Annotated in this window: 19 protein-coding genes; 1 reads left to right on the forward strand and 18 read right to left on the reverse strand. The window is 62.4% G+C overall.

Features of this window, described 5'->3' with window-relative positions; genetic code table 11:
• Window positions 1-2: 2 nt before the first annotated feature.
• Genes ABIB66_RS10410 through ABIB66_RS10445 form a run of 8 tightly spaced genes read right to left on the reverse strand, consistent with a single transcriptional unit; the run spans window position 3 to window position 8,275 of the window.
• Window positions 3-1,391 (reverse strand): surface carbohydrate biosynthesis protein, encoded by a 1,389-nt coding sequence (locus tag ABIB66_RS10410; RefSeq protein ID WP_354254771.1) that lies wholly within the window; start codon window positions 1,389-1,391, stop codon window positions 3-5.
• Between the two features lie 25 nt (window positions 1,392-1,416).
• Window positions 1,417-2,349: a phytanoyl-CoA dioxygenase family protein gene (locus ABIB66_RS10415; protein ID WP_275169871.1), complete on the reverse strand. Its 933-nt coding sequence runs from the start codon at window positions 2,347-2,349 to the stop codon at window positions 1,417-1,419.
• Entirely contained in the window at window positions 2,346-3,227 is an 882-nt protein-coding gene (locus ABIB66_RS10420) for a class I SAM-dependent methyltransferase (RefSeq protein WP_354100960.1), read from the reverse strand. Before ABIB66_RS10420 ends, ABIB66_RS10415 begins: the two co-directional genes overlap by 4 nt.
• Before the next feature lie 24 nt (window positions 3,228-3,251).
• Window positions 3,252-4,775 (reverse strand): oligosaccharide flippase family protein, encoded by a 1,524-nt coding sequence (locus ABIB66_RS10425; RefSeq protein WP_354254772.1) that lies wholly within the window; start codon window positions 4,773-4,775, stop codon window positions 3,252-3,254.
• A 12-nt stretch (window positions 4,776-4,787) separates the two neighbouring features.
• Window positions 4,788-5,609: an SDR family oxidoreductase gene (locus ABIB66_RS10430; RefSeq protein ID WP_354254773.1), complete on the reverse strand. Its 822-nt coding sequence runs from the start codon at window positions 5,607-5,609 to the stop codon at window positions 4,788-4,790.
• Between the two features lie 13 nt (window positions 5,610-5,622).
• On the reverse strand, window positions 5,623-6,324 hold the full coding sequence (locus tag ABIB66_RS10435) for an acylneuraminate cytidylyltransferase family protein (RefSeq protein WP_354254774.1): 702 nt from the start codon (window positions 6,322-6,324) through the stop codon (window positions 5,623-5,625).
• A complete protein-coding gene (locus ABIB66_RS10440; protein WP_354254775.1) occupies window positions 6,321-7,229 on the reverse strand; it encodes a Gfo/Idh/MocA family protein in 909 nt (302 codons plus the stop codon). Before ABIB66_RS10440 ends, ABIB66_RS10435 begins: the two co-directional genes overlap by 4 nt.
• Window positions 7,226-8,275: a nucleotidyltransferase family protein gene (locus tag ABIB66_RS10445; protein ID WP_354254776.1), complete on the reverse strand. Its 1,050-nt coding sequence runs from the start codon at window positions 8,273-8,275 to the stop codon at window positions 7,226-7,228. Before ABIB66_RS10445 ends, ABIB66_RS10440 begins: the two co-directional genes overlap by 4 nt.
• 195 nt (window positions 8,276-8,470) lie before the next feature.
• Between ABIB66_RS10445 and ABIB66_RS10450 the strand changes: the two genes are divergently transcribed.
• Complete coding sequence (locus ABIB66_RS10450) at window positions 8,471-9,082, forward strand: acetyltransferase (RefSeq protein WP_354254777.1); 612 nt, start codon at window positions 8,471-8,473, stop codon at window positions 9,080-9,082.
• Here ABIB66_RS10450 and neuB read toward each other — a convergent pair.
• From neuB to ABIB66_RS10500, 10 genes are all read right to left on the reverse strand, one after another.
• Window positions 9,079-10,149 (reverse strand): N-acetylneuraminate synthase, encoded by a 1,071-nt coding sequence (gene neuB, locus ABIB66_RS10455; protein ID WP_354254778.1) that lies wholly within the window; start codon window positions 10,147-10,149, stop codon window positions 9,079-9,081. The genes ABIB66_RS10450 and neuB overlap by 4 nt on opposite strands.
• Entirely contained in the window at window positions 10,146-11,324 is a 1,179-nt protein-coding gene (gene neuC / locus ABIB66_RS10460) for a UDP-N-acetylglucosamine 2-epimerase (RefSeq protein WP_354254779.1), read from the reverse strand. Before neuC ends, neuB begins: the two co-directional genes overlap by 4 nt.
• On the reverse strand, window positions 11,317-12,501 hold the full coding sequence (locus ABIB66_RS10465) for a LegC family aminotransferase (protein WP_354254780.1): 1,185 nt from the start codon (window positions 12,499-12,501) through the stop codon (window positions 11,317-11,319). Before ABIB66_RS10465 ends, neuC begins: the two co-directional genes overlap by 8 nt.
• A 19-nt stretch (window positions 12,502-12,520) precedes the next feature.
• Complete coding sequence (locus tag ABIB66_RS10470; protein ID WP_354254781.1) at window positions 12,521-13,540, reverse strand: NAD-dependent 4,6-dehydratase LegB; 1,020 nt, start codon at window positions 13,538-13,540, stop codon at window positions 12,521-12,523.
• 132 nt (window positions 13,541-13,672) lie between these two features.
• Window positions 13,673-14,875, reverse strand: a complete 1,203-nt coding sequence (locus ABIB66_RS10475) for an HAD-IIIA family hydrolase (protein ID WP_354254782.1) — start codon at window positions 14,873-14,875, stop codon at window positions 13,673-13,675.
• 24 nt (window positions 14,876-14,899) lie between these two features.
• Window positions 14,900-15,922 (reverse strand): hypothetical protein, encoded by a 1,023-nt coding sequence (locus ABIB66_RS10480; RefSeq protein WP_354254783.1) that lies wholly within the window; start codon window positions 15,920-15,922, stop codon window positions 14,900-14,902.
• Complete coding sequence (locus tag ABIB66_RS10485; RefSeq protein ID WP_354254784.1) at window positions 15,813-16,619, reverse strand: class I SAM-dependent methyltransferase; 807 nt, start codon at window positions 16,617-16,619, stop codon at window positions 15,813-15,815. Before ABIB66_RS10485 ends, ABIB66_RS10480 begins: the two co-directional genes overlap by 110 nt.
• A 346-nt stretch (window positions 16,620-16,965) precedes the next feature.
• The gene (locus ABIB66_RS10490; protein WP_354254785.1) at window positions 16,966-19,599 is read right to left on the reverse strand and encodes a hypothetical protein; all 2,634 of its coding nucleotides are present in this window, start codon (window positions 19,597-19,599) and stop codon (window positions 16,966-16,968) included.
• 328 nt (window positions 19,600-19,927) lie between these two features.
• Window positions 19,928-21,604 (reverse strand): hypothetical protein, encoded by a 1,677-nt coding sequence (locus ABIB66_RS10495; protein WP_354254786.1) that lies wholly within the window; start codon window positions 21,602-21,604, stop codon window positions 19,928-19,930.
• A 76-nt stretch (window positions 21,605-21,680) separates the two neighbouring features.
• On the reverse strand, window positions 21,681-22,520 hold the full coding sequence (locus ABIB66_RS10500; protein WP_354254787.1) for an SDR family oxidoreductase: 840 nt from the start codon (window positions 22,518-22,520) through the stop codon (window positions 21,681-21,683).
• Between the last annotated feature and the right edge of the window lie 9 nt (window positions 22,521-22,529).

The raw sequence follows: 22,529 nt of genomic DNA on the forward strand, positions 1-22,529 counted from the left end.
TGCTATTGGACCTGTTCGATCGCAATGCTCGCGAGCGGCAAGCCTGTCGTGGTGCAATGGGCGCGTCGCGCCGCGAATTGCGACGGACTCGCGCGATCATGAGCTGCGATCCGCTGAAGCAGGGTTTTGACGAAAACCGGCTCGATCCGCTTGTCCCGCCGGGCTGGATTGAACCGGCTGCGCAGCCGCTCGGTGACGGCCGAGCCGAGCGCGGCGCTCGCGGCGCCCTTGACGATCTGGCCGAGGCTCGGCTTGGCGCGCGTGCCCTTCACGGTCGCAAGCAGCGACACGTAAGGTCGGTGCGAACCCTGTGCGCGGGTCAGGACATCGGCGACACGATCGGCAGCCTGTCCGTCGTTGAGATGGAAGAAGGCCTCGATGTCAGCGGCGTGAACGCCTTCGAAGTCGAAGGTCTCGGTCTCGCGCTTGACGTGGTCGATTGCACCAAGCAACTCGTCGAACGAGGCGACCTGCCGGCTCACGCGCGCGGGCAGTCCGGCATGGCCCGCGGTAGTCGGTGTGTTCAGATATTCGAGCTGGAGCGGCAGCTTTCCGAGCAAGACCGATTCGACGGCCGTCCCGCAGTTGAGATGAATGACTGCGGCCGCGTTGCGGATGCGGTCGAGCACGCTGCCGGTGCCGTCGATCACGACGTTGGCATGGCGCGAGAGCGCGTTGCGATAGACGTCCTCGCTTTCGAAGGGATGCGGACGTACGAGAATTTTGCGGTCGGGTCGCGCTGCGGCGAGCCGCCCGATCTCGGCGAGATAGTTCGCGAAGACCTGCTTCAGGTCCGCAATGAAGCGATCGACATAGGCGCCGTCCCAACCGGCCCGCACCATCGCCTCGCGCTCCCCGCCCGGCTTGCCGGTGAAGCGCGAGTTGACCAGCGGAAAGTTGGCGTTGACGAGCAGATAGCCGCGCGGTTCGCCGTCGAGCAGCGCGCGCCAGCGTGAAGCTGCAAAATCGAAGCGCGGGCAACCGGTGAGGTGAAGCTGCGCCGGCTGCATCGTTCCGGCCGCCAGGAACGCGTCGTGCAACCGGCTGCCCCAGAAGAAATAGCCCGCCAGGATGTCGGCGTAGCCGCTGTTCTTGATGTGCGCCGCCATCGCCGGCGGCGAGTTGCCGCCCTTTTCCGCGAGCACGCCGCCTTCGGTATCGAGCACGTACAGCGCGAGGCCGGCTTTGGCAAAGCTGCGCATCAGGTCGAGAGTGGCCGGGCGCGCATAGTTCACGACCAGGGCGTCGAGCCCGAGCCGCGGCACATCGACCGCCTGCTCGTACATCGGCACCAGCACGACGGAGGCGCCGCGCCGCGCGAGTTGATAACCGAGCATGACTGCCCCCGGCAGGTCACGCTTGGGGTGATCGACCACCAGGCCTATGCGCAAGATCGTGGCTCCCGGCAGGCCCGATTCAGAGGCGCATCACGGCGCGATCGATATCCGTGAGCGGCCCGGCTGCCCGGAAGCGCGGAGCCGGTTCGGGGTAGATGCGCGGCTGCTGAATATAGGTTGCGGTATACAGAAGGCGGTTGCGATCGGATTGAATCCGGCTGCCCATATGTAGGCAGCGAGCCGTATTGACGATGAACGACGACAGGCGCGGCGCAACCATCTCCTTCACCGCATCGGGCCCGGTCTTGGCAAACACCTGTTGGTCGCTCATGTGGCTCTTCAGCGTGTTGCGGAACGGCTTTGAGGGGCCTGCCGGAATGAAGGTGAATGGACCATCAGCGGTGTCGCGGACGTCGGTGAGATAGATGAAGAGCTTGCAGACGCGCTTGTCGTCGTGATCGAGATGCCAGAGCTGGGAATAGCTCAGCATCTGGCTTGCTGTCGGCTGAGACAAGGTCAGCAGCACGTCGGAGAGCTGCGGCAAGTCACGCATGTAATCGCCGATGATGCGAAGCGCCGCGGGCTGTAGTGCATAACGCACGAAGGGATGGTCGGTCGCAAACGCACCGTTGACGAGATCCTCATCCAGGAGGCTAACCCAGAATGATTTGTGTCCGAGCTGCTGCTTGCCGGAGAGTTCGTTGAGTCGGCTCACTTTGCTTTCTGAAACTGCAGCGACGGCTTCCGCAAGGCTGCGCTCCATCAGCGACGAGACGTCGACATAGCCGTCCTCGTCGAGCTTACGGCTCGCGGCGGCCCATTCCGGCTTCGAGGGAAGCTGCTTCAGGAGCGCGATCCGTTTGGCGCGCGCGCCCGGTTGCAGGCTGCTCAGGGCCGCCTTGGTAACCCAGCCGAGATCAGTCCGGTTAATGTGCCATAGCAGGCGGCGGAACTGGCTGATCTTCTGCTTCTTCACAGCCGGTGCATCCGAAGCGGTGTTGATGGTTGTCATAGCGGCTCCCAGCAATACAGGAATCCATCATTGTTGATGGCAGGCGCAAAAGGCATTCGCTCGCGTGCGATGATGCGGATCCGTCCCTCGCGTTCGAACTGGTCGAGCGTGGAGAACAGCACGGTCTGGTAATCGACCGAGCGGATATAGAGCAGGCTGACGATGTCGCGGGGCGATTTGAGGTCGAGGAATTCGGCATTCGGTTCGATGTTGATCACGCGCCGAGGCTTGCCCGCGATGATGTTCTCGATCACCTTGCGAACGTCGTAGGGAATTTGCTCGATGCAGAAATAAGTGAGCACGACCTCGCCGTTGATCGCCGCCAGATTTGGATCCGAGCTGTCGGTCAGGTCGATGCGGTCGAGCGTCACCTTGCCCGATACGCCGAAATGCGCAGCGATCTCGCGTCCGATGGTGATGCCGTTCGGTGAGATGTCAAAGCCCTTCAGCGTCCAATCGGGATGGCTGTGGAGGAGGGAAAACAGATTGTAGCCGTAACCTGTCCCGAGCTCGACGATCCGGCTGGCGCCGTCGGCGTATCGAGCGATCAGTTCTCCCAGCGCGGACAAGCGGTAGCGATAATATTGCTGAGCGCTGATGCGCATGATCTTGCCGTCGACTTTGCGCAGGCGCACGGACTGATCCGGGAAGATCAAGAAATCGGACAGGCTCTTGGCGTCGCGCCAAGCCTTGCGAGACAGAATCTTCTGCCAGTGCGATCCGTCATACTCCGACTGCACCTTATCCTGGGTCCGCTCCATCCGCCGCATTGCGAGGCGATAGAGGCTCTTGGCGCCGTCGAGCGCGTAGGAGGCGGCGCGGTCGGGCAGGGATGCCGGAGAGAGCGACTCCAGAATATCGTTCGCACCCGTTTTCATTCCATCGATCCAGAGAGCATCCGCTCAGTTGCTTTTGGGGGCTAGCCCCATGAGGGAACCGACTGCGGGAAAAATGGCGCGATGCCGCTTTTCGAGTACCAGGAAGTACTGCGCGGCCCACGTCAGCACGCAGAATATTCCCGAAATCAGGCAAAGCTTTAGCACGCTGTCCGGGTGAATGTAACCCGCAAATAACCACAGTAATAAGCTGCTCAGGAGCAGGATGGCGGCCTGAGTTCCGATCGCTTTTGCAAAGCGTTCAAGGTTGAGATCGAGCGCACTGCGCAATTGGCTGAGTTGCAGCGGCAGGACCAACACATTGGCCACGGCTTGGCCCAAGATCAAGGCCCGCTCCGCGAACAGGTGCAGCGTTGCGGCAGATACGACCGCCCAGATCAGCAGCTGAAGCCCCATGAGCAAATTGAGCCGTGCCTGGATCTCTGGGCGGGTCAGAAAAATCAAGCTGCCAATCGCAATATATTGCGTACAGATCGGTGACACGAAACTTATGCCCATCCAGGCAGCGTAGGGCGTCAAAAGCGGACCGATCCAAATTCGCAGGATGTCCGGCGACAGGATGGCGGCGGCTACGAAGATAGGAACCGTAAACATGGGCAGCAGAATAAGACCCAGTTCACCCAACCGTTGAAACGTTGTCGAGCTGCCGCGCTCGTCGAGACGGCTCGCGACCGGAAGTAGTGCCGAGGTTAGTAGGCTGACCACGGTCCTGGATACGCGCGAAAGCCGCACCAGCGCATCGTAAGTGCCGACGCCCGTTGGGCCGAATAGGAACCCGACCACCAACGGTTGGAGGGGGCCGGAAATGCCGCCGATCAACCGGCCCTGCAGAAGAAGCATACAGCGATGCAGGAGGTCGCGGCGAATGTCGGAAGTCCATGATGAGAAACGCGTGTTCTTCCGCCCCAGCGCGACCACGGCGCCGAGCAGCACCACGAGCGCGCGGCCGATAAGCGTGGCGAGATAGATATAGGCGACGACCTCAAAGCCAACAGACCTATAGGAGGCTAATATTGTCAGCCCGACATAGGCGACGGTCGAAGCAACCTCCGTCACCCGCAACAGATTGTAGCGTTCGAATCCCTTGATGATCCCTTCCCACACCAAGGCCGGAATAAGGATCAGATTTCCGAGTGCAGTGAAGCGGAGTATGCTGACGAACGCCTCGAAGTGAGCGGCGTCGACCTTCATCAACATCGCAAGGTACGGAACTCCGAACCAGATCGCGGTGCTCAGGGTCAACGCGAGGACGATTGACACCACGCTAAGAAAAGAGAGCTGTCGGGCAGCCAGAGCCCAATCGCGATGCTCCCGGCCCCGCGCCACCGTCTGAGTGGCCACCTCCGAAAGACCAAGATCAAACACGGCCATCATCCCGGTCGGCAGGAGCAGCCGTGCGAGCACTATGAGACCGAACTCGGTCACGCCCCACGTGCGGAGGATCACGGGAATGACGACGAGGCCGAGCACGGCGGCGCCGCCGAAGGCGATGATCGAGATCAGGGTGTTGTGGATCAGGCGCTTGATCATTGCGATATTATATCACCAGGAACTCAACCCGCCGTCGACGGCGACGTTCTGTCCGGTGACGTAGGATGCCGCATCGGACACCAGGAACAGCATTGCGCCCACCATCTCGTCCGCGCGGGCCATCCGGCCGAGCGGAATGCGGGCAGCATAGCGCGCCTTGAAGGTTTCGTTTTGCCCGCTCTCCACCCCGCCCGGGGTGAGGGTGTTGACGCGAACGCCTTTCGCCGCCCAATAGGTCGCCAGATGCTTGGTCAGTCCGATGACCCCGGCTTTGGACGCCGTGTAGACCGCAGGCGTGTTGATGGCGCGGCCGAGATATTCGGAGCCTTCGTAGATGCGCTGGTCGGGCGCCATCAGGCCGTAGATTGAGGCGGTCTGCACGATAGCGCCGTAGCCGCGTTCAGCCATTCGACCGCCGAAGGCTTGGGCGACGTTGAACATGCCGTCGAGATTGACCGCCATGATCTCCCGCCAGGTCTCCAACGAAAACTGCTCGACCGGCGCGAAGAAGGCGTCGACGTCGCGGGTCTTGCTCGCGGCGTTGTTGAGCAGGATCGAGACCGGCCCGAGGTCCGCTTCGATCGCATCGGCGGTGTTGCGTACCGCGTCGGGCTGGGTGATGTCGCAGCCATAACCCCTGCTGCGGACGGTATGGCGTGACGTGATGTCGGCTGCCGCCGCATCGGTCGCGGCCTGGTCGAGATCGACAATCGCGACATTGGCGCCGAACTCGGCGAGGCCCTCTGCGAAACGTCGGCCGAGAATGCCGCAGCCGCCGGTGACGACGGCGGTACGTCCGGTGAGATCGAACAGAGCCTTGAAGCTCGTGGTCATTGCTTAAGCCCCCTCAGGCCGGCAGTCGCTGGCGCAGCAACAGCTCCACCAACGCAAAGTCGAGATCGGAATCGATATCGATCGAGCGTTCTTCCGGCATCTCGAACAGGCGCGTGTCCGGATAGAATACCGCGGGCTGCGCCAGGAACTGCGCGACGCGCCAGACGTAGATCGATGCGTTCATGTCGAAGCAGCGCGGCGCATCCTGCCGGCGCGTGATTGGAGGACTGGCGGATTTGGAGAGGCCAACGCTGCCATCGGTGCGCTGCTCGACCAGATTGAAATAGGGGGAGCGGCGTGCCGGCGCGCCGGTGATGACATTGCGGGCGTCGCTCTCGCGCAGCAGTGCCACCGCGCCGGCGATGTCGGAGGCGAGCCTGAGCGGCGAGGTGACGTCGAGATCGACGAAAATCTCGGGCGTCTTGCCCGTTTGCGCGATGGCCTGCTCGAGACAATGGCGGATCGCCGGCAGCTTCGGCGCGGTATCCGTCGCCATCTCGTCCGGACGCTTCACGGCGATGTCGGCGCCCGCCTTCAGTGCCGCATCGAGCAATGCGTCAGAATCACTGCTGAAAGCGATCGCGTCGAACAGGCCGGTCTCGCGCGCCTGCTCGATACTCCATGCGAGCACGGGCTTGCCCAGGAGCTCGCGCGCATTCTTGCCGACGACCCCTTTCGAGCCGCCTCGCGCGCAGATCGTGCAGAGGAGACTCATGGCGATATCCAGGTCTTGGTGCGCAGAGCGCGCTCGCTGGCATCGATCAGATGTACGACGCCGAGCGCCTCGGGCAGAGAGCAGGCTGGGCTCGCGCCATGCATCGCCGCGATATGCATGTCGCGATAGGTTTGGTCGCGCTCGCTGGGGATCTCGGTGATCTTGCCGTTGATCGCAAGCCGGCTGCCGACGAGATCGGCCTCGATGGTGTCGTCGTCGACGTTGACGCGAATGCGGCGGATGCCCTGACGGTCGAGATAGTCCATGTGGACGTGGACCGATGGCGCCCGCTGCATATCGAGCAGCAGGTCGAGGTGGTCGTCGACGTCGATATCGCGCGCACCGGACGCGCCGCCGAGCGCCGCGACGCGATGCCACGGTCCGAACAGCCACAACAGATAATCCAGTTCGTGGCTGAGATCCCGCAGCACGCCGCCGCCGGCGTCAGCCGTGGCGGATGCAGTCGCACGATGATCGCGGCCGGGGCGCCAGTCCCTGATGTCCTGGCCGACATAGGCGGCGACCGTGATCACTTCGCGCCCGCGTAATCTTTCGGCCAATGCCGTCATCACGGGGTGAAAGCGCAGATTGTATCCGACGCTGACGTGGGAAAACGGATATTTCGGCGGCGGTGCCGGTGTTGCGAATAGCGGTTTTTCGACAAGGACTTTGCCATGGAAGCCGACCTGCGCGAGTTCTTGCAGATCGTCCGCATGGCGCGCAGTCTCGGTGGCGATCACCGCATAGTCCGGATTTGCTCCGGCGATCGCCTGCGCAATCGAGCCGTAGTCGCCGCCTTCGCGGCGGCTGACGGTCACGACACGAAGCCCCAGCTCTCTCAGGACGCGCGCATGCCTTGTGCCAATCGAGCCGAGGCCGACCACGACGGCGGTTGTCGATGTCACGGGAAGACCTCGTGAAATTCCGCATGCGCCTGCTCGAAATCCTCCAGGCGACCGATGTCGAGCCAGTATTCGCGGATCGGATAGACCGCGACGCGTCCCTTGCCGGCGATCACGCGCTCCAGCACGGTCGGCATATCGACGCTGACTCCCGGCGCGACATGGTGAAAGACGGAGCTGCCGATCACATAGATGCCAGCACTGACGAACCAGCTCTCGGTCGGCTTCTCGCGGATGGCATCGAGAAAGCCCTCCGACGTGGAAACCACGCCGTACGGTACGTGCACCTTGTGCTCGCGGACGGCCATCGTCGCTTCCGCCGGCGTTCCGTTGTGGAAGTCGAGAAGAGCCCGGTAGTCAATCGTGGTGAGAATATCGCCGTTGGTGACGATCATCGGCAGAGCCGGTGGCGTCGGGAAGAGGCCGAGCGCGCCTGCGGTTCCCAGGCGTTCCGTTTCGTGTACGTACTGGATATTGGCGCCGAAGGCGGTGCCGTCGGCAAAGTACTCTTTGATTGTCTCCGCCTTGTAGTTGACCGAGATGAAGATGTTGCCAAAACCCTGCTGCACGACGTTGCGAACGATCGTCTCGAGCAGCGGCCGGCCGCCGACGTTGAGCATCGGCTTCGGCACCTCGCGCGTCAGCGCGCCCAGGCGTTCGCCGAGGCCGCCCGCCATGATCAGGACCGGATTGGGATAGTGCCGCGGTTCGAGCAACTCATCGAGGGTCTCGACCAAGACAAGATGCCCGCCCTCGTCGACGAGCGGGAGTTGCTTGATCGACTTCTGCCGCATCAGCTGCAGGCGATCCTCGCGCGGCAGTGCCGCAGGAGCCGACACCGGCGCACGGCTCATGATGTCGGTCGCAAGTCCTGCGAGCGGGATGCCGCGGAGCAGGCCGCGCCTCACATCGCCGTCGGTGACCACGCCCAAAAGGCGATTCTGGTCGTCGAGCACGAGCGCAATCTGGATGCTTCCACTCTCGATGGCGGCAATGGCCTCGCCCACGGTGGCCTGCGTTCCAACGACGGCCTTACGCCAGGATTTCATGGCAATCTGCCTCGTATACGCCGGATATCGGGGCCGCCCGCGGCTTAAGTCTGCTATATCGCGGCTGCGAGACGCGGCGTCAACCCCAACCGCATTTCTAAGGCAGCCCCGTTAACCTCAGCTTTTCGCGGTCGAATCAACGGTTTGAACACCCGCCGTCCGGCCGCTAAGGTTGTGCAGCGCAGGGGAATCGGCATGAACGATCTCATCATCATAGGCGGCGGCGAACACGCCTTTATGGTCTACGAAGCGGCGCTGTTCTCCGGCCAGTTCAACGTTATCGGCTTCCTCGATCGCCAGCCCGCAACACTGGGCGACGTCAGCTATCTCGGAACCGACGACGCTGCGCCGAACTATCCGGACGCGGCCTTCGTCATGGGGATCGGAACGATGCAGGCGGGGCCCGCTCGCCGGCAGATGATCGGCTGCATGCAGGTCGAGCGCTGGGCGACCGTGATTCATCCGCGCGCTATCGTCTCGCCCTCGGCCGGGATTGGTGCAGGCACCGTCATTATGCCCGGCGCAATCGTCAATGCGCGAAGCCGGATCGGTGATCACTGCATCATCAATTCCGCTGTCGTCGTCGAGCATGACGTACGGATTGGTGACTGCACGCATTTGTCGCCGGGAACCGTAGTTGGCGGCGGCGCGAAGATCGGCGAGAACTGCTTCGTCGGTCTCGGCAGCCGGGTCAGGGACCACATCGCGATCGGCGACGACACGCTGGTGGCGATGGGATCGGTGGTCACCGCCCCATGCCCGCCAGGGTCCGTCCTTCGCGGCATTCCGGCAAAGCCGCAAGGCTAGACCGGATCGTCCGGCTCGAGCGCGCGCGGCACTGCCGTCCCAACCAGTGACCAGTATTCGATCGGCGGACGGCCGGCGCCGGGGCGCTTGGCGGTGATATCGGCCGGGCCGATGGTCTCGCCGGCCTTCAGCGCACGCGCCGCCACGATGCTCTTGCGCGCGACTGGAACGTTCCTGATCTCGGACTCTTTCGGCGCCTTCACGCCGTCGCCCAGTGCACGCTCCACGTTGCGGATGGCCGCAACCATTTGCTTGAAATCGTCCGGCTCCAGCGAGGCCGCGTGGTCGGGGCCCGTGGCGTTGCGGTCCAGCGTCAGGTGCTTTTCGATCGTTGTGGCGCCGAGCGCGACGGCGGCCACTGAAACTTCGAAGCCGTCGGTGTGATCGGAATATCCGACCGGGAGCTGGAACGCGGAGCGCATTGTGGCCATTGCGGCGAGGTTCACATCCGCGATGGGGCAGGGATATTCGGTGGTGCAATGGAGCAGGCTGACGTGCCGCGCGAGCATTGTGCGTGCCGCCGGATCGCGCCACGCCGCGCGGAAGGAGGCAATGCCGGGCGGATCGTTGCGTTGGCCGTAGCCATGAGCGAGCACGCCGAGCGCTTCCTCGATCTCGCCGAGTGTCGCCATGCCCGTCGACAGGATCAGCATCGCGCCGGCCCTCGCCGCCGCATGCAGCAGCGGCGCATTGGTGAGATCGCCTGATCCGATCTTGATGTGCGGCAGGTTCAGCGACAGCAGGAAGGCGAGCGACGCGTCGTCGAAGGGCGTCGACAGGAACTCGATGCCACGCTCCTTGGCGCGCGCGATCAGCGTGTGGTGCGCGGCTTGCGGCAGTTCGAGCCGTTCCAGCATTGCGAGCTGGCTCTCGGCGGCGTTCGTCGTGCGCCGCTGATACTCAGCCTTCTTCGCCGCACCGCCCGCCAATGCCTTCGCATTGAAGGTCTGGAACTTGACGATGTCGGCGCCGGCGTCGGCGGCCGCGTCCACCAGCGCCAGCGCCTTCTCCAGGCTGCCGTCATGATTGACGCCGGCTTCCGCGATGATCAGCGTTTGCGTCGTCATGGCCGCGCTCCACTTGCCGGAAGGTCGTAAAAGCCCTTCGCCAGAAGCTGCCTGAAATCGGGGAAGCCGGCGACGATGTCGGCAAATCGCCGGCTGGATTCGCCGTCGCCGTAAGGATTGACGGTGGCTTGACGGCCACGCTGGAGCGCCGCCGAGATGGCGGCGGCGATTGCATTGCGCTCGGGCGCTGCGTGAAATACCGATGCGGCGCGTTCACGTCCCTTCTGGCGGTCGCCGATATCGACTGTGGGAACTCCGAAGGAGGGCGCTTCGAGCAGGCCGCTCGAGGAATTGCCGATCACCAGGTCCACCTGGTTCATCAGGCTGAGATAGCGGAGCTGCCCAAGCGAGGCGACCGCGATCGTGTTCGGCCGGCCTGCCGCAAAAGCTTCGATCCGTGCGTTCAACGCGCGGCCCTCGGCATCGGCGTTGGCGAGGGTGAACACGAAACGAAAGTCGGGATCGAGCGCCGACAGCGCCGCAAACAACTCGTCCAGTTCGGCTACCGAGCGCCCGGCCCCGACCGTGACGGGGTGGAACGTGACGAGCGCATTGCGCTCGCCGAGCGCCATCCCGACCGCGCGACCGATGCCGTCGCGGTCCATCAGGGCGAGATGTTTGATGGCATCGATGCCGACCGAGCCGATGGTGTGAATGCGCGAGGGGTGCTCGCCGAGCTGTATCAGCCGCCGCGTCGAGTCCGGATTGCTGGTGAAATGTAGATGCGCCATTTTGCTGATGGCGTGACGAATGGACTCATCGACCGCGCCCTCGGTGACGTCGCCGCCGAACAGATGCGCCATCGGCAGCCGCATGAACATCGCCGCCTGCGCGGCCGCGAACATCTCGAAGCGGTCGCCGAGGACGACGACGAGATCCGGTCCTAGCCGCGTGAAAGCATCGGCAAAGCCGATGACGCCGAGCCCGACCGATTTCGCGATGCCGGCCCCGGTGTCGCTGCTGAGCAGCGTCTCGACACGCTCGTCGACTTCGAACCCCTCGTCGCGGATGGCGGCAAAGGTGTAGCCAAACTCCGGTGCGAGATGCATGCCGGTGGCGACGAGCTGTAGTGTCAACCCAGGCGTCTCGCGGATTGCATGCATCGGCCAGACCAGCAGCCCGAAATCAGCGCGGCTACCCGTAACGAAGCAGATTTTTCGCGCGACGCTACTCATCGCGAACCCTGATGCTGGCGCTGCTGGGGAGGTTGATTAGCCGACGTTCGATGGATTCCGCGGTCGACAGATCGCCGCGCGGGCTTTGCGCGAACATCGGCAGCTTGTGCATCAAGGTCCAGGCCGGACGGGCGCCGAAGCCGGCGTCGTTGAGCGCGGCGAGCAGATCGTCGCGCCGATCGGCATGGGCTTCGTCGAGCAGGATCGCGTTCAGCCAGTAATTGCTCGTTGTGTCCTTCGGCTCGCGCGAGAAGCAGACCCCCGGAATATCGGCGAAGGCGCGCTGATAGGCTGCAGCTAACTTGCGCTTGCTTGCGAGGAAGCCGTCGAGCTGCTCGAGCTGCGCGCAGCCGAGCGCGGCGTTCAGATTGGGTAAACGGTAGTTGAAGCCGATCTCGTCATGGATGAAGGCCCATTTGTGCGGCAGCTTCGCGGTGGTCGTCAGGTGCTTGGCGCGGCGCCCCAGTTCCTCGTCATTGGTCAGGATGGCGCCGCCGCCGCCGGTGGTGACGATCTTGTTGCCGTTGAAGCTCAGCGCCGCGAGCCGCGTCTGCGATCCGACGGCGTGACCCTTGTAGGTCGAGCCCAGCGATTCTGCGGCATCCTCCACCAGCGCAATGCCCCACTCGCGGGCGGTCGCGGCAATCTCGTCGAGCTCGACCGGATGCCCGAACGTATGCATCGGCGTGATAGCGGCGATGCGGCGCCCGGTCTCGCGATTGACTGTCCCCTTGGCGGTTCGCTCGGCGATCTCGTCGAGGCGCGTTGCGAGTGCGCGAGCATCCATGCCGAGCGTGACGAGCGAGCTATCGACGAAATGCGGCGTCGCGCCGCAATAGGCGATCGCATTGGTCGTCGCGATGAAAGTCAGCGCCGGCGAAATGACCTCGTCGCCAGGCTCGACGCCGGCGAGGCGGAAGCAGGCATGCAGCGCGGCCGTGCCGTTGACGACGGCTACCGCGCGCTTGGCGCCGGTGGCTTCCTCCAGCATGCGCTCGAACCGATCGACGAACGGCCCGACCGAGGAGACGAAGGTGCTCTTGATGCACTCTTGGAGATACGCGATCTCGTTGCCGGCGAACACCGGCTCGTGCAGGCCGAGAATTCCGTTGGGTGTTCCCACAGCGCGCCGTACGGCATCGACGATGGTCTTGGGTTCGAAACCTGATCTGGTCACTGGACTGTCCACCATCGCCTCAGACGTTGTAGACGTCAGCCTTGTAGCGGCTGAGGTTTGCAGGATTGGTGAACCACTCGACAGTCTTGATCATCCCGCGGCGCATGCCGTCGACACCGCCGAATTCAGGGCTCCAGCCAAGCTGCTGGCGCGCCTTGGAATTGTCGGCCCAGAGCCGTTCGACCTCGCTGTTGGCGGGACGCAGGCGCGCCTCGTCGGTCTGGATTTCGATGGTTGTCCCCATGACATCGGCGATCATCTGCGCGGTCGCGCCGACCGCTATCTCAAAACCGCTGCCGAGATTGATGGTCTGGCCGACGACCTGCTCCGCAGGCGCCGTAAGGCCCGCGATCAGGCCGCGCGCGGTGTCGGTGACGAACGAGAAATCGCGCGTCGGGCTGACGGCACCGAGGCGGATGTTCCGCTTGCCGGTCGCAATCTGGCTGATGATCGTCGGGATCACGGCGCGCGCCGACTGTCGCGGGCCAAAGGTGTTGAACGGGCGGATTACCACGACGGGCATATCGAACGAGGCCTGGAACGACAACGCCATCTGGTCGGAGGCGATCTTCGAGGCGGAGTAGGGCGACTGTCCGACCAGCGGATGGCTCTCCTTGATTGGAACGATCTGCGCCGTGCCGTAGACCTCGCTGGTCGAGGTCTGCACGAAGCGGCGCACGCCGGCCATGCGCGCGGCCTGGAGCACGTTTACGGTGCCGCGCACGTTGGTCTCGACATAGGAGTCGGGCGCGACATAGGAGAACGGGATCGCGATCAGCGCCGCCAGATGCAACACGTCGGTGCAGCCGCTCGCGGCCGCGATCATGAAGTGCGGATCGCGGATGTCGCCTGCCACGACCTCCACCGACGTCATGATGTCGGCCGGCACCGTGTCGAGCCAGCCCCAGGAATTGAAGGAGTTGTAGTAGACGATCGCCTTGACGCGGGCACCGGCTTTCACCAGTTCCTCGACGACATGCGAACCGATGAAGCCGTCGCTGCCGGTAACGAGGACGCGGGCGTCCCTCAGATCTGCCATGCCGGACCCCAAAGGGCGATTAAGCCAGTGTTCGCAACAAGATGGCGCTATAGCACACTGGCCGTCGCGTGCAACAGAGCACCGTTCGATATCGGTCAAATGCCCGGGGATGCAGCGCTTTTGGGCGCCCGTCTAGGCGTTCCCAGTGGGGATCAGGCGTTGCTTCACGAACGCCTCCAGATTTCCGCCCTCGAACAGATGGCCGGCAAGGCCCGCGGCCTGCGCCGCCCCCATGTCGCTGTCCTTGTCTCCGATTACCATGCTGCGCGTCATGTCGATTGGGAAACGTTGTGCGAGGTCATTGATCATGCCAGGCGCCGGCTTGCGCCGGTCGCTCGTGCGGCAATAGTTTGCGACGGTGCCGTCGGGGTGATCGGGGCAATATTCGAACGCGTCGATGTGTGCGCCGACCAGCGCCATCTGGTCCGCCATCCAGCGGTGCAGGGTGACGACGTGATGCTCCTCGTAGTAGCCGCGTGCGACGCCGGATTGATTGGTGATGACGAAGGCGAAGTAGCCGGCGTCGTTGACGGCCTTCACTGCCTCGCGTGCGCCCTCGGTCCATTCGAGTTTGTGCGTCTCGAAAGTGTATCCTGAATCGTGGTTGAGCACGCCGTCGCGATCGAAGAACACTGCTGGCCGGCGCAGCTTCTCCCGCAATTCCCGATCGGCGCGTGCGAAATCATCGGGAACGCCGATGTCGATGAAGTAGCCGCGATAGGCCGTGCCGCGCAGTGCGCCGGACTTGACGAGGCCGGGGAACACGTCCTGCTCGAGCGAGGCGGGAAGCGTCGCGATGTCGGTGAGAACGGATTTATCCACGACGTAGATCCCGGCATTGACCGGCCCCGTCGCGCCCGCACCCGGGGCGATGAAGTCACGCACCACGTCACCCTCAAGCACGACGCGCCCGTAGCGATCTCCGACGACGCCGTCGCGCAGTGCCATGTGAACGCGCCCACGCTGCGAGCGCGCGATCAGATCGAGCAGATTGAAGTCGAATAGCGAGTCGCCGTTGAGCAGCAGGAACCGTTCGTGCAGCAGATCGCGCGCATGCACGAGCGCGCCGCCGGTGCCGAGCGGCTCGGTCTCGCGCGACACGACGATTCGCGCCTGTCCCCTCGAAGCCGCAGCGTAGTGCGTTTGGACGATCTCCGCCTTGTGGCCCGCAAGCAGGAGAATTTCATCGAACACGCCATAGCGTACGATCTCGTCGATCAGCGTGTCGAGAAACGGACGTCCGCCGATATCGAGCATCGGCTTCGGCACCAGTCTGGTGCGGTCACCCAGCCGTGTGCCGAGGCCGCCGACGAGGATGACGGCCTGTGTTGGCATGGCCGCGCGCTGCGGAGCCATCCCTCAGTATTGGTACCCGACGTGCTCGGGACGGTCCCTGAAGGGATCAACGCAAATGCCGCCATTGGTGCTGAGCAGATTGCGATGCCGGGCGAAATGTGGGCGCCAGGGAATGTCCGACGGAATCAGCACAAAGGTCACAACATCGCGGTGCTCGCGCTTGGGCGAGGTGGCCTTGTGGATGCATCCGCCATTCTCGAACAGCAACCGGCTTCCGGTCGGCCCCTCGAGAACCTTCGTCGTGCTGGTGTCGGACAGGCGGTCGATGAACTGGTTGATGCGCTTGCGGTCGAAGAATCCTTCTTTCCGCAGATCTTGGCTGAAAGGCTTGTCCTTCACGCTGAACGCCCCCGTGTCGGCAACCACGTCGTCCAAATAGATCATCAGCTTGATCTCTTGCTTCGGGCAGTTGTCGAGATGCCAGAGGAAGCTCGAGTCAGGTTTGTCCGGAGTAGGCAGAGTCCGATAGAAGGAAATCGCGAAGATCTTGAAGTGGCTGCCGTAGTAGTTTTCGACCACGGCTTCGAGATCGGCGTCGATGAAGTCGACAATTTCGGGCATCACTTCGAGGCCGTCGATCAGCCGGGACATGCCGACGCCGAGTGAGAACCCGTTGCTTTGTTGTTCGAATCGTTTGTCGACGGCTTCCTTGATCGCCCGCAGCTTCTCCGGGGTCATGCCTCTGGGCGGCGGCAAGACTTCGAAGCCGTTCGTCTTGAAACGCTCGGCGGCGGCAAGCTGCTCGGGCGTCGGATTTGATTCCGGCTTCCAACTGCGGCGCGCTGTATTCTCGTAGGCTGCGTATTTCAGATTGACCTTGAACGAATGGTTGTTGCCGAACATCGCGACGCGCGTTTTCATTCGCGCCCGTGATGCCATCTTGCGAAGCGACTGCATTCGGAGCCTCCCCTTTGATCTAGTGAGCAGCGCTGTTGGGTTTGGACAGGCGGAATACGACCGAGGACGTGAAACGGCCCTCGCTTTCGAAATCCTCCTTCCAGAACACGTGGCCGACACGGTCGCCAAACAGTGCGAGCAGGTCGTCCGGACCGCTGCCGAGGTTGTTCTTGCCAAAGCGGTTGCCCGCACCCTCAGTGAGGTGCTCGAAGGCGAAGATCACCAGAGCGCCGTCTCTTGCGACGCGAATGGTTTCGGCAACAGCTTTCGGAATGTCGTCGCTGTAGGTGATCACAAAGGCGCTGTAGACCGCATCGAAATGGCCGTCGGCGAATTTCAGGTCGTGCATGTCCATCAGGCGCACGGCCGGCGAATAGGAGAACAGATCAATCGCGGTCAGCTTCGCCGGATCGAACCCGTACGAGGACAGCAGCATTAACTCGGCCTCGTTGCGGGGGCCGACGACCAGGGTATTTAACGCGCGAAGCTTCAATCCCCGGATCGAGCGAAGCAGGGCAATGATGCGCTCGGTCCGCCCGCGGTTGATGATGTTGATGTTACCGAGGTTGTACGGCAGCACCTGCTCGGCAACGAAGCCACTCTCGACGCCGCCGCCCTTGACGAGCTGCTTCAGGCCATGACCGGTGAGCCGCCAGTAGAGCCGTCGCGAGTGGAACCGCATCGCGAAGATCGGCGGCAGAAGCGTGAAATACCGCCACGGCGACAAAAGGACCGGTGACATTGGGACCAGAAACCGGCCAACGAAATGTCGCAGCTTTCGCCCGAAGGATGCATCCGCGGCCGTTCCGGCGCCATTCATCGTCATGCTCATCCTGTCGACCCATTTGGCCCGTTTCCTGGTCTCTTACCGACACTTAGGGCTAGTTGCAAGGCGCGGAAGCGCAGATTTCTATCGGTGGTTGTTCTCGACTGGACTGCATCGCGGGCGGTATGGACGAGCAGGAGTAACTCGTCGGAACTCCCGGCATGAAGCCAATTTTTTCTCACTGGAGATGATGCCAATTGCAGCAGCTGCCGTCCGACGCTGGCGAGACGCCCTCCAAGGAGCACGACCACCAGTGCGCCAATCTTCCTTCAGTGGGATAACAGCGATGAAAACGGTTTGCGACAGCGTTGCACAGGCCAAATCGCTGACTTCCGCGACGAGTTGCTCAGTAGGCCGTCGGCTGAGTACAACGGATCAAGAGGACGGCGTTCTGTCCATCCGAATACAACAATGGAAAGTCGCCCCGTCCAAATTTTTCCAGCAGTTCAGGGTCAAGTGGCCGGTCCACCGGAAAGTACGATAGCCGCCCCCCCGGGCCAAGGTGAAGCCATTGCATCGTCCGGGGATTGATGATGGCAACCAGATTCCAAGTGCCATCCGGCGTCTGCAATGCGGCCATCGCGCTGTTGATTGCCTCTGCCTGGACTGCGCGGGCTGCAGCTATTTCTCCCGCTCTTTTGAGCGTCTCTTCCCGGATCCGGGGGGCTGCCATTTCCTTTCCTACGCCCGGGTCAGGTAGAATCGGTACGACCGGTAGTTGCACACCTGGCCTCACGGCCTTTAACATGCCCTCCGTCAAACTCGCCGCGCCCATCTGAGCGCGCGCTTCAACATTAAGTCTGTCCATCATGGGTGCAATGATCGCGCAAGCCCTCGGGACTGTTCGAAGGCTGTCGGACTCAGGCCGCACGATTGCCGAAATCACTTCCCTGATGTTATCGGCCAGGGGCGGGTAAACTGTATCCAGGTTTGAGAAGAGGTAGAAGCCGGGGACCCCGGCAACCGCCCTTGCCATCGCCAAGGTGACAGGATCGGTTATGACGATGGACTTCGGAAGATTTTCATGCAGCCAGCGATCGGTCGCGAGCTCGCTGGCGCTATAATGAGAAATAAAGGTCGCTCCAACCGGAGGCCGGCCATAGCTGTAGACCCTGAAAAGATTTGCGACGGCCGACCGATCGATTGCAACGCTGAGGCTGATAACCACCGCGGCCCCCACTATCTGTGTGCGCCGCCGGTCCGAAAATGTCAGCCCGGCGCAAACCGCTGCGACAGCCAGCAGCCCGATTTGCATCGGCCTGAGCATGGTTTGGTAGGTGCTGTATGGCAGGTCAGGCCACCAACTGAATGCATAAACACCAATTGTGAGAGCCGTAATCAGAGCCAACGCAAAGAAGCTGAGGCGGCGCAGCCGTCCGACCGGGGCTGGAGCGGGATCCCAAATAAGCTGGCAGAACAGTTCAGTAGTCGCGACGGTAAACAGCCCGAGTACTACGAAGAGGATCCGGTACAGGAAGGGAAAGCCGGACAGCACCGCAAGGCTGAAGGTGCACGCGGCGATCCACGACCAGAGCAAACGCAGAATGGCCGCACTCTGACCCGGAATGGCTACCTGCTGAATGAGCCGGGCGGGCGGATTCTTTGCGCACCACCACAGGTACAAACTACCGATCAGGATCGGGAACGCCGGACCTATTGCGCGGCTGATCTCGATCGCGGCGACCTCCGGTCCGGCGCCGAGCATGATCTCATCGCCCTCGTTCAAGCCCCTGCCTAGAAGAAACTGTGTGAGGTGGGAGAACAGGCCGTTGGCGCTGACTTTCGGCGCGTAGCCGGCGCGGGCCGCCGCAATATAGAGCAGGCCGAGAACACATATTGAGGGGAGCAGCAGGCCGGCCACCCACAGGGACTTCAACAGCCGCGGCTCGGGCCGCGACGCGGCGCTCAATACCGCAACATAGAAGAGCCAGCTCGCGATCACAATGGCGACGAAGAGATACGCGCTGCGGTGAACGAATATCAACGCGATCGGCCAAGCACTTGTGATGAGGAGACTAGCCGCGGTTCCTCCGCCGCGGCTGCTCGAGCGACCGACCGCATTCAGCGTGAGTAGCACTGCAGGCAGGACCGCCAATAGCAGCGAATTGTTGTTGAGCAAAAAGGCGATGACCACTGCAGCCAGTGCGGTTGCGGCGGGCACGATGGTGGACGGAAGCAGAGTTTGACCGGAGGCCGCGATCGGGGCAACCCCCACGAGCATCGCCAAGAAGACGAAGCTGCTGGCTATTGCAAGGCTGCCATTGGTCAGGATACCGAGCGTATTTGTGCTCACCGCAAAGAGCACGAAGAACCATTTGCGGCCCGAGTCGGGGAATAGCCTGCTGGCGGCGGCGTAGAAGAACAGTCCCAGACAGAGAATTGAGATATAGCGGTAAGCCCAGTGGAACTGTAGCAGGTCCAGGCCCAGTGTTCCCGACAGCAGGCCCGCGACTGCGGCGCGTAAGTCCGAATAGGTCTGGCCGGCGTAGGGATTGAGAACGCCAGTATCGGCAAATTCCTGTGCGATCTTCATCCAATGGGCATCGGCGCCGATGTCGGTGAACGGGAAACTCGAGAAGGCGCCAAACGAGCTCCACCAAGTCATGGTCGCAAGCGGGATGACGATGGCAATCCAGATCGCAATCTCGCGCAGGTCTTGCCGGCGCACGCGCCACAGGCTTCTTGTCGTGAAAAGGCCAATCAGAGAAATCAGCGACAGCACCGCGAGATCGATCTTCAGATCGCGCTGAACGAGGCAGAGCAGTTGAAGAAAGGTTCCTGATCCGGGCGCTCCAATCGTAAACCCAAAGATCAGCAATTCGAGGCGGCTCAGGCCTGACGCCTCGATCAGCCTGGGCGATGCCAATACCAGGATGAACAGCCCAAAGCCCGTCGAAATGACGAAGAAGAGCAGCGTCAAGCCAATCGTTTGCAGCCACATGTCAGAGCTTTCCAGCGACACCGCGAGCAAAAGGCCCATCAACGAAACCCGAACGTGCCACAATTCATCGTAAAATCCGTGTGCAATGAGACGGTCAGGTCGGTGCGAACGATCGAACCCTGTTGGACAGATTCGACCCTCGTCACGTCGACGACTATTGTTTCGAAGAGGGCTCGGGCGGATTCGATAAACCGGCTATTTCGGAAGAACTGTCGCAAAATGCTCCTTGTGTCTGATCGGCGCCGCCTGAGTGCACAAAGAGCGGGTAATCGCGAATTTGAAGCAGCCGCGTTGACCATGTGGCCCAAACTTCTCACCAGATCTTACTCAGTCGGTTGAGGACCATGTTGAATGAAACGAGCTGTTGTCACTGGTCCGGTTTTGGCCCCAGGACGCCAGGGATGGGGCCGACCTCGAGGCGGGTCTCGGCGAGCGTGTCAGCCAATTTTCCCGCGTCGCAGAACAGAAACACACAGCGATAATATTGCATGGACAACTGATAGTTGGTCAATATTGGTTCCTTGGGGACGAATTCGATGTTTGCTTGTGGGCCCCATGCGGCGACGTTCGAGAACGCGCTGCCCGGCGTTCGGCTCAACTTGTCCATGTCGCGAAGGATTGTCGGCGACTCGTTGCGGCGCACGAATCCCAGCAGCGGTCTGTCATCCCATGCCGCGTGCAGAATGCCTGTCACTTCGCTTACGCCGAACCCGGTCTGCGCGGAACGCTCCAGGAAGTGGTCTGTCAGGGCGAACACGGCCGCTGGCGGCTCGTGATCGGCGCGCTGCAGTCCGTAAATCAGCGCGTTCTGGCGTAGCGACCTCGCCTGCTGATGGAAGTAGCTGCCCCAGAGCGAAGACAGGTTCACCGTGAGAGCGAAGACCGCGGCCATGAGCGCAAGCGGCGCGGCTCTGGGGCTCGAACGCAAGATACGAAGCGCCGAGATCGTCAGCAGGCCTAGCGGAATTCCGAACAGCAAGAGATGGCGGGACTCGTAAAAATGGCCGGTCGGTGCGGCGGCGATGCTGATATAGGGCAGCATGAGCACAGCGAACGTCGCAAGACCCGCGACCATGGGCCAAGCGAGCGAAATCGGACCGTCCCGCCGGGGCAGCCGGGTGCGCTCCGACAGGGACGAGAGAGCGACGAATATGAAGCCTACGAGCGCGGCAAAAACGAAGACCCGACGGTTCTCACCCATCAACCTCGTCGCTTGCGCCAAGGGCGTATACGCACCCTCCCTAGCGAATTGGCCAAGCCCGGCCAGAGCCGTACTGAGGTCGGGAATGCGTGCGCGGTAATATTCGCTGTATAGCTCCGATCTGGGAAAGAGCAATTTGGTCGAGAACCAGTAGACGAAGGGCAGCGCAAAAAAGTCCGCCCAACGGCTAAGCGAAAGAAGCGAGGACAGGCGGTCGCGATCCGCGATCGGCCGCGCCAAAAGCACCGCAAGCAAGCCGATGAAATAGGCCACCATCATCGAATTGACGGAGAAGCTGCAAAGCAGGGCGACAAGGCTGAACGGCCGCCACCAGCGCTGCGGATTCTTCGACGTGGTGATCGCGGCAAACAGATTGAGGCCCAGGCAAAGCAGCGCGAAGCTGAAAATATAAGTCGCGAGCACCTTGGCGGTCCAGACTTGGAAGCCAGCATAGGTCCACACCAGATAGGTCAGAAACTGCGCCTCGCAATCCGAGAAAACTCGGAGGCGGCCCAGAAAAATCCTGAAATTGATTGCGCCGACGGCAATGCCCGTGATCGCCATCACTTTCATAAAGGCGATGGGGTGATTGGTGAGATTCGCGAGCGTGCAGTAGATGTACAGGATCGGATGACCGGCGCCGTGCAGCAGGAAATCGGTCTGTGCCGGGTACCCCGGCTTGATCCCGAAAATCAACCAGTCATCTGCAATCAGCCCATCGTTGAAGAAGATCGGCGCATGCGCGATCGCGAGGGCGCAGAGAAGCAGAATGGCATCCCATCCGGGCACGACAGGCTTTTGATCGACGAGGCGTCGATCGAGATGGGACGATGTATCGGTCAACTGGCGCTCCGTGACATGTTCCTGTCACTCGCCGCCTCGAGCAGGCGAAGGTCGCATTGCGCGTTCATGGGACCCATCACCATACGCTTCTGCCGCCGTCTATGACCAGGTTCTGACCGGTCATGTAGCTCGATGCATCCGAGCAGAGGAACTGCACGGCGGAGCGGTATTCGTCGACCTCGGCCATACGCCCCATGGGGATCAAGCGTGTCAGTCGATCGACGAAGGCGGGGTCCTGGTTGTTGAAAACACCGCCTGGCGAGATCGCGTTGACACGCACGCCGTGATCGGCCCAGTAGGTCGCCAGATATTTCGTCAGCCCGATCAAGCCGTGCTTGATCACCGAGTAGGTCACGGGTTTCACCGGCTGTTCTTCTTCGCGCGTCACTTGCGGCTGACGATAGAGCCGCTGATCCGGCGCGATCACGCCGAGATCGGAGGCGATGTTGAGGATCACGCCGCGCCCGTTTTTGGCCATGTCGCCGCCGAACACCTGCGCGCACAGCATCGCGCCGGTCAGGCCTACGGCGATCTCGGTCTGCCATTGCGGCACCGGGAACGCCTCGAAGCGCGAGGAGTGCATGACGCCCGGACTCGACGTCACTTTCGGGTCGATGGCGGCGTTGTTGACGAGGATATCGACCGTGATGCCGCGGCCTGCGAGTTGCTCGTTCGCGGCACGCACAGAGTCGAGCGAGGTGACGTCGATGGCAAGCGCGATCAGATCGGCTGAAGCGGCGATCTGCTTCAGCGCCGCGACGGCGGCTTGGGCCTGCGTCAAGCCGACATCGGTGACGACCACGCGCGCGCCGGCTTCGCTGAGCGCTGCAACATGCTGCTTGCCCAACAGGCCGCCGGCGCCGGTCACGAGCGCGGTCCGTCCGGTCAGGTCGTAGCGGGAGGAGGGGTTTGCCATCAAAGGCTC

Source organism: Bradyrhizobium sp. F1.13.3 (assembly GCF_040548265.1).
Lineage (GTDB): Bacteria > Pseudomonadota > Alphaproteobacteria > Rhizobiales > Xanthobacteraceae > Bradyrhizobium.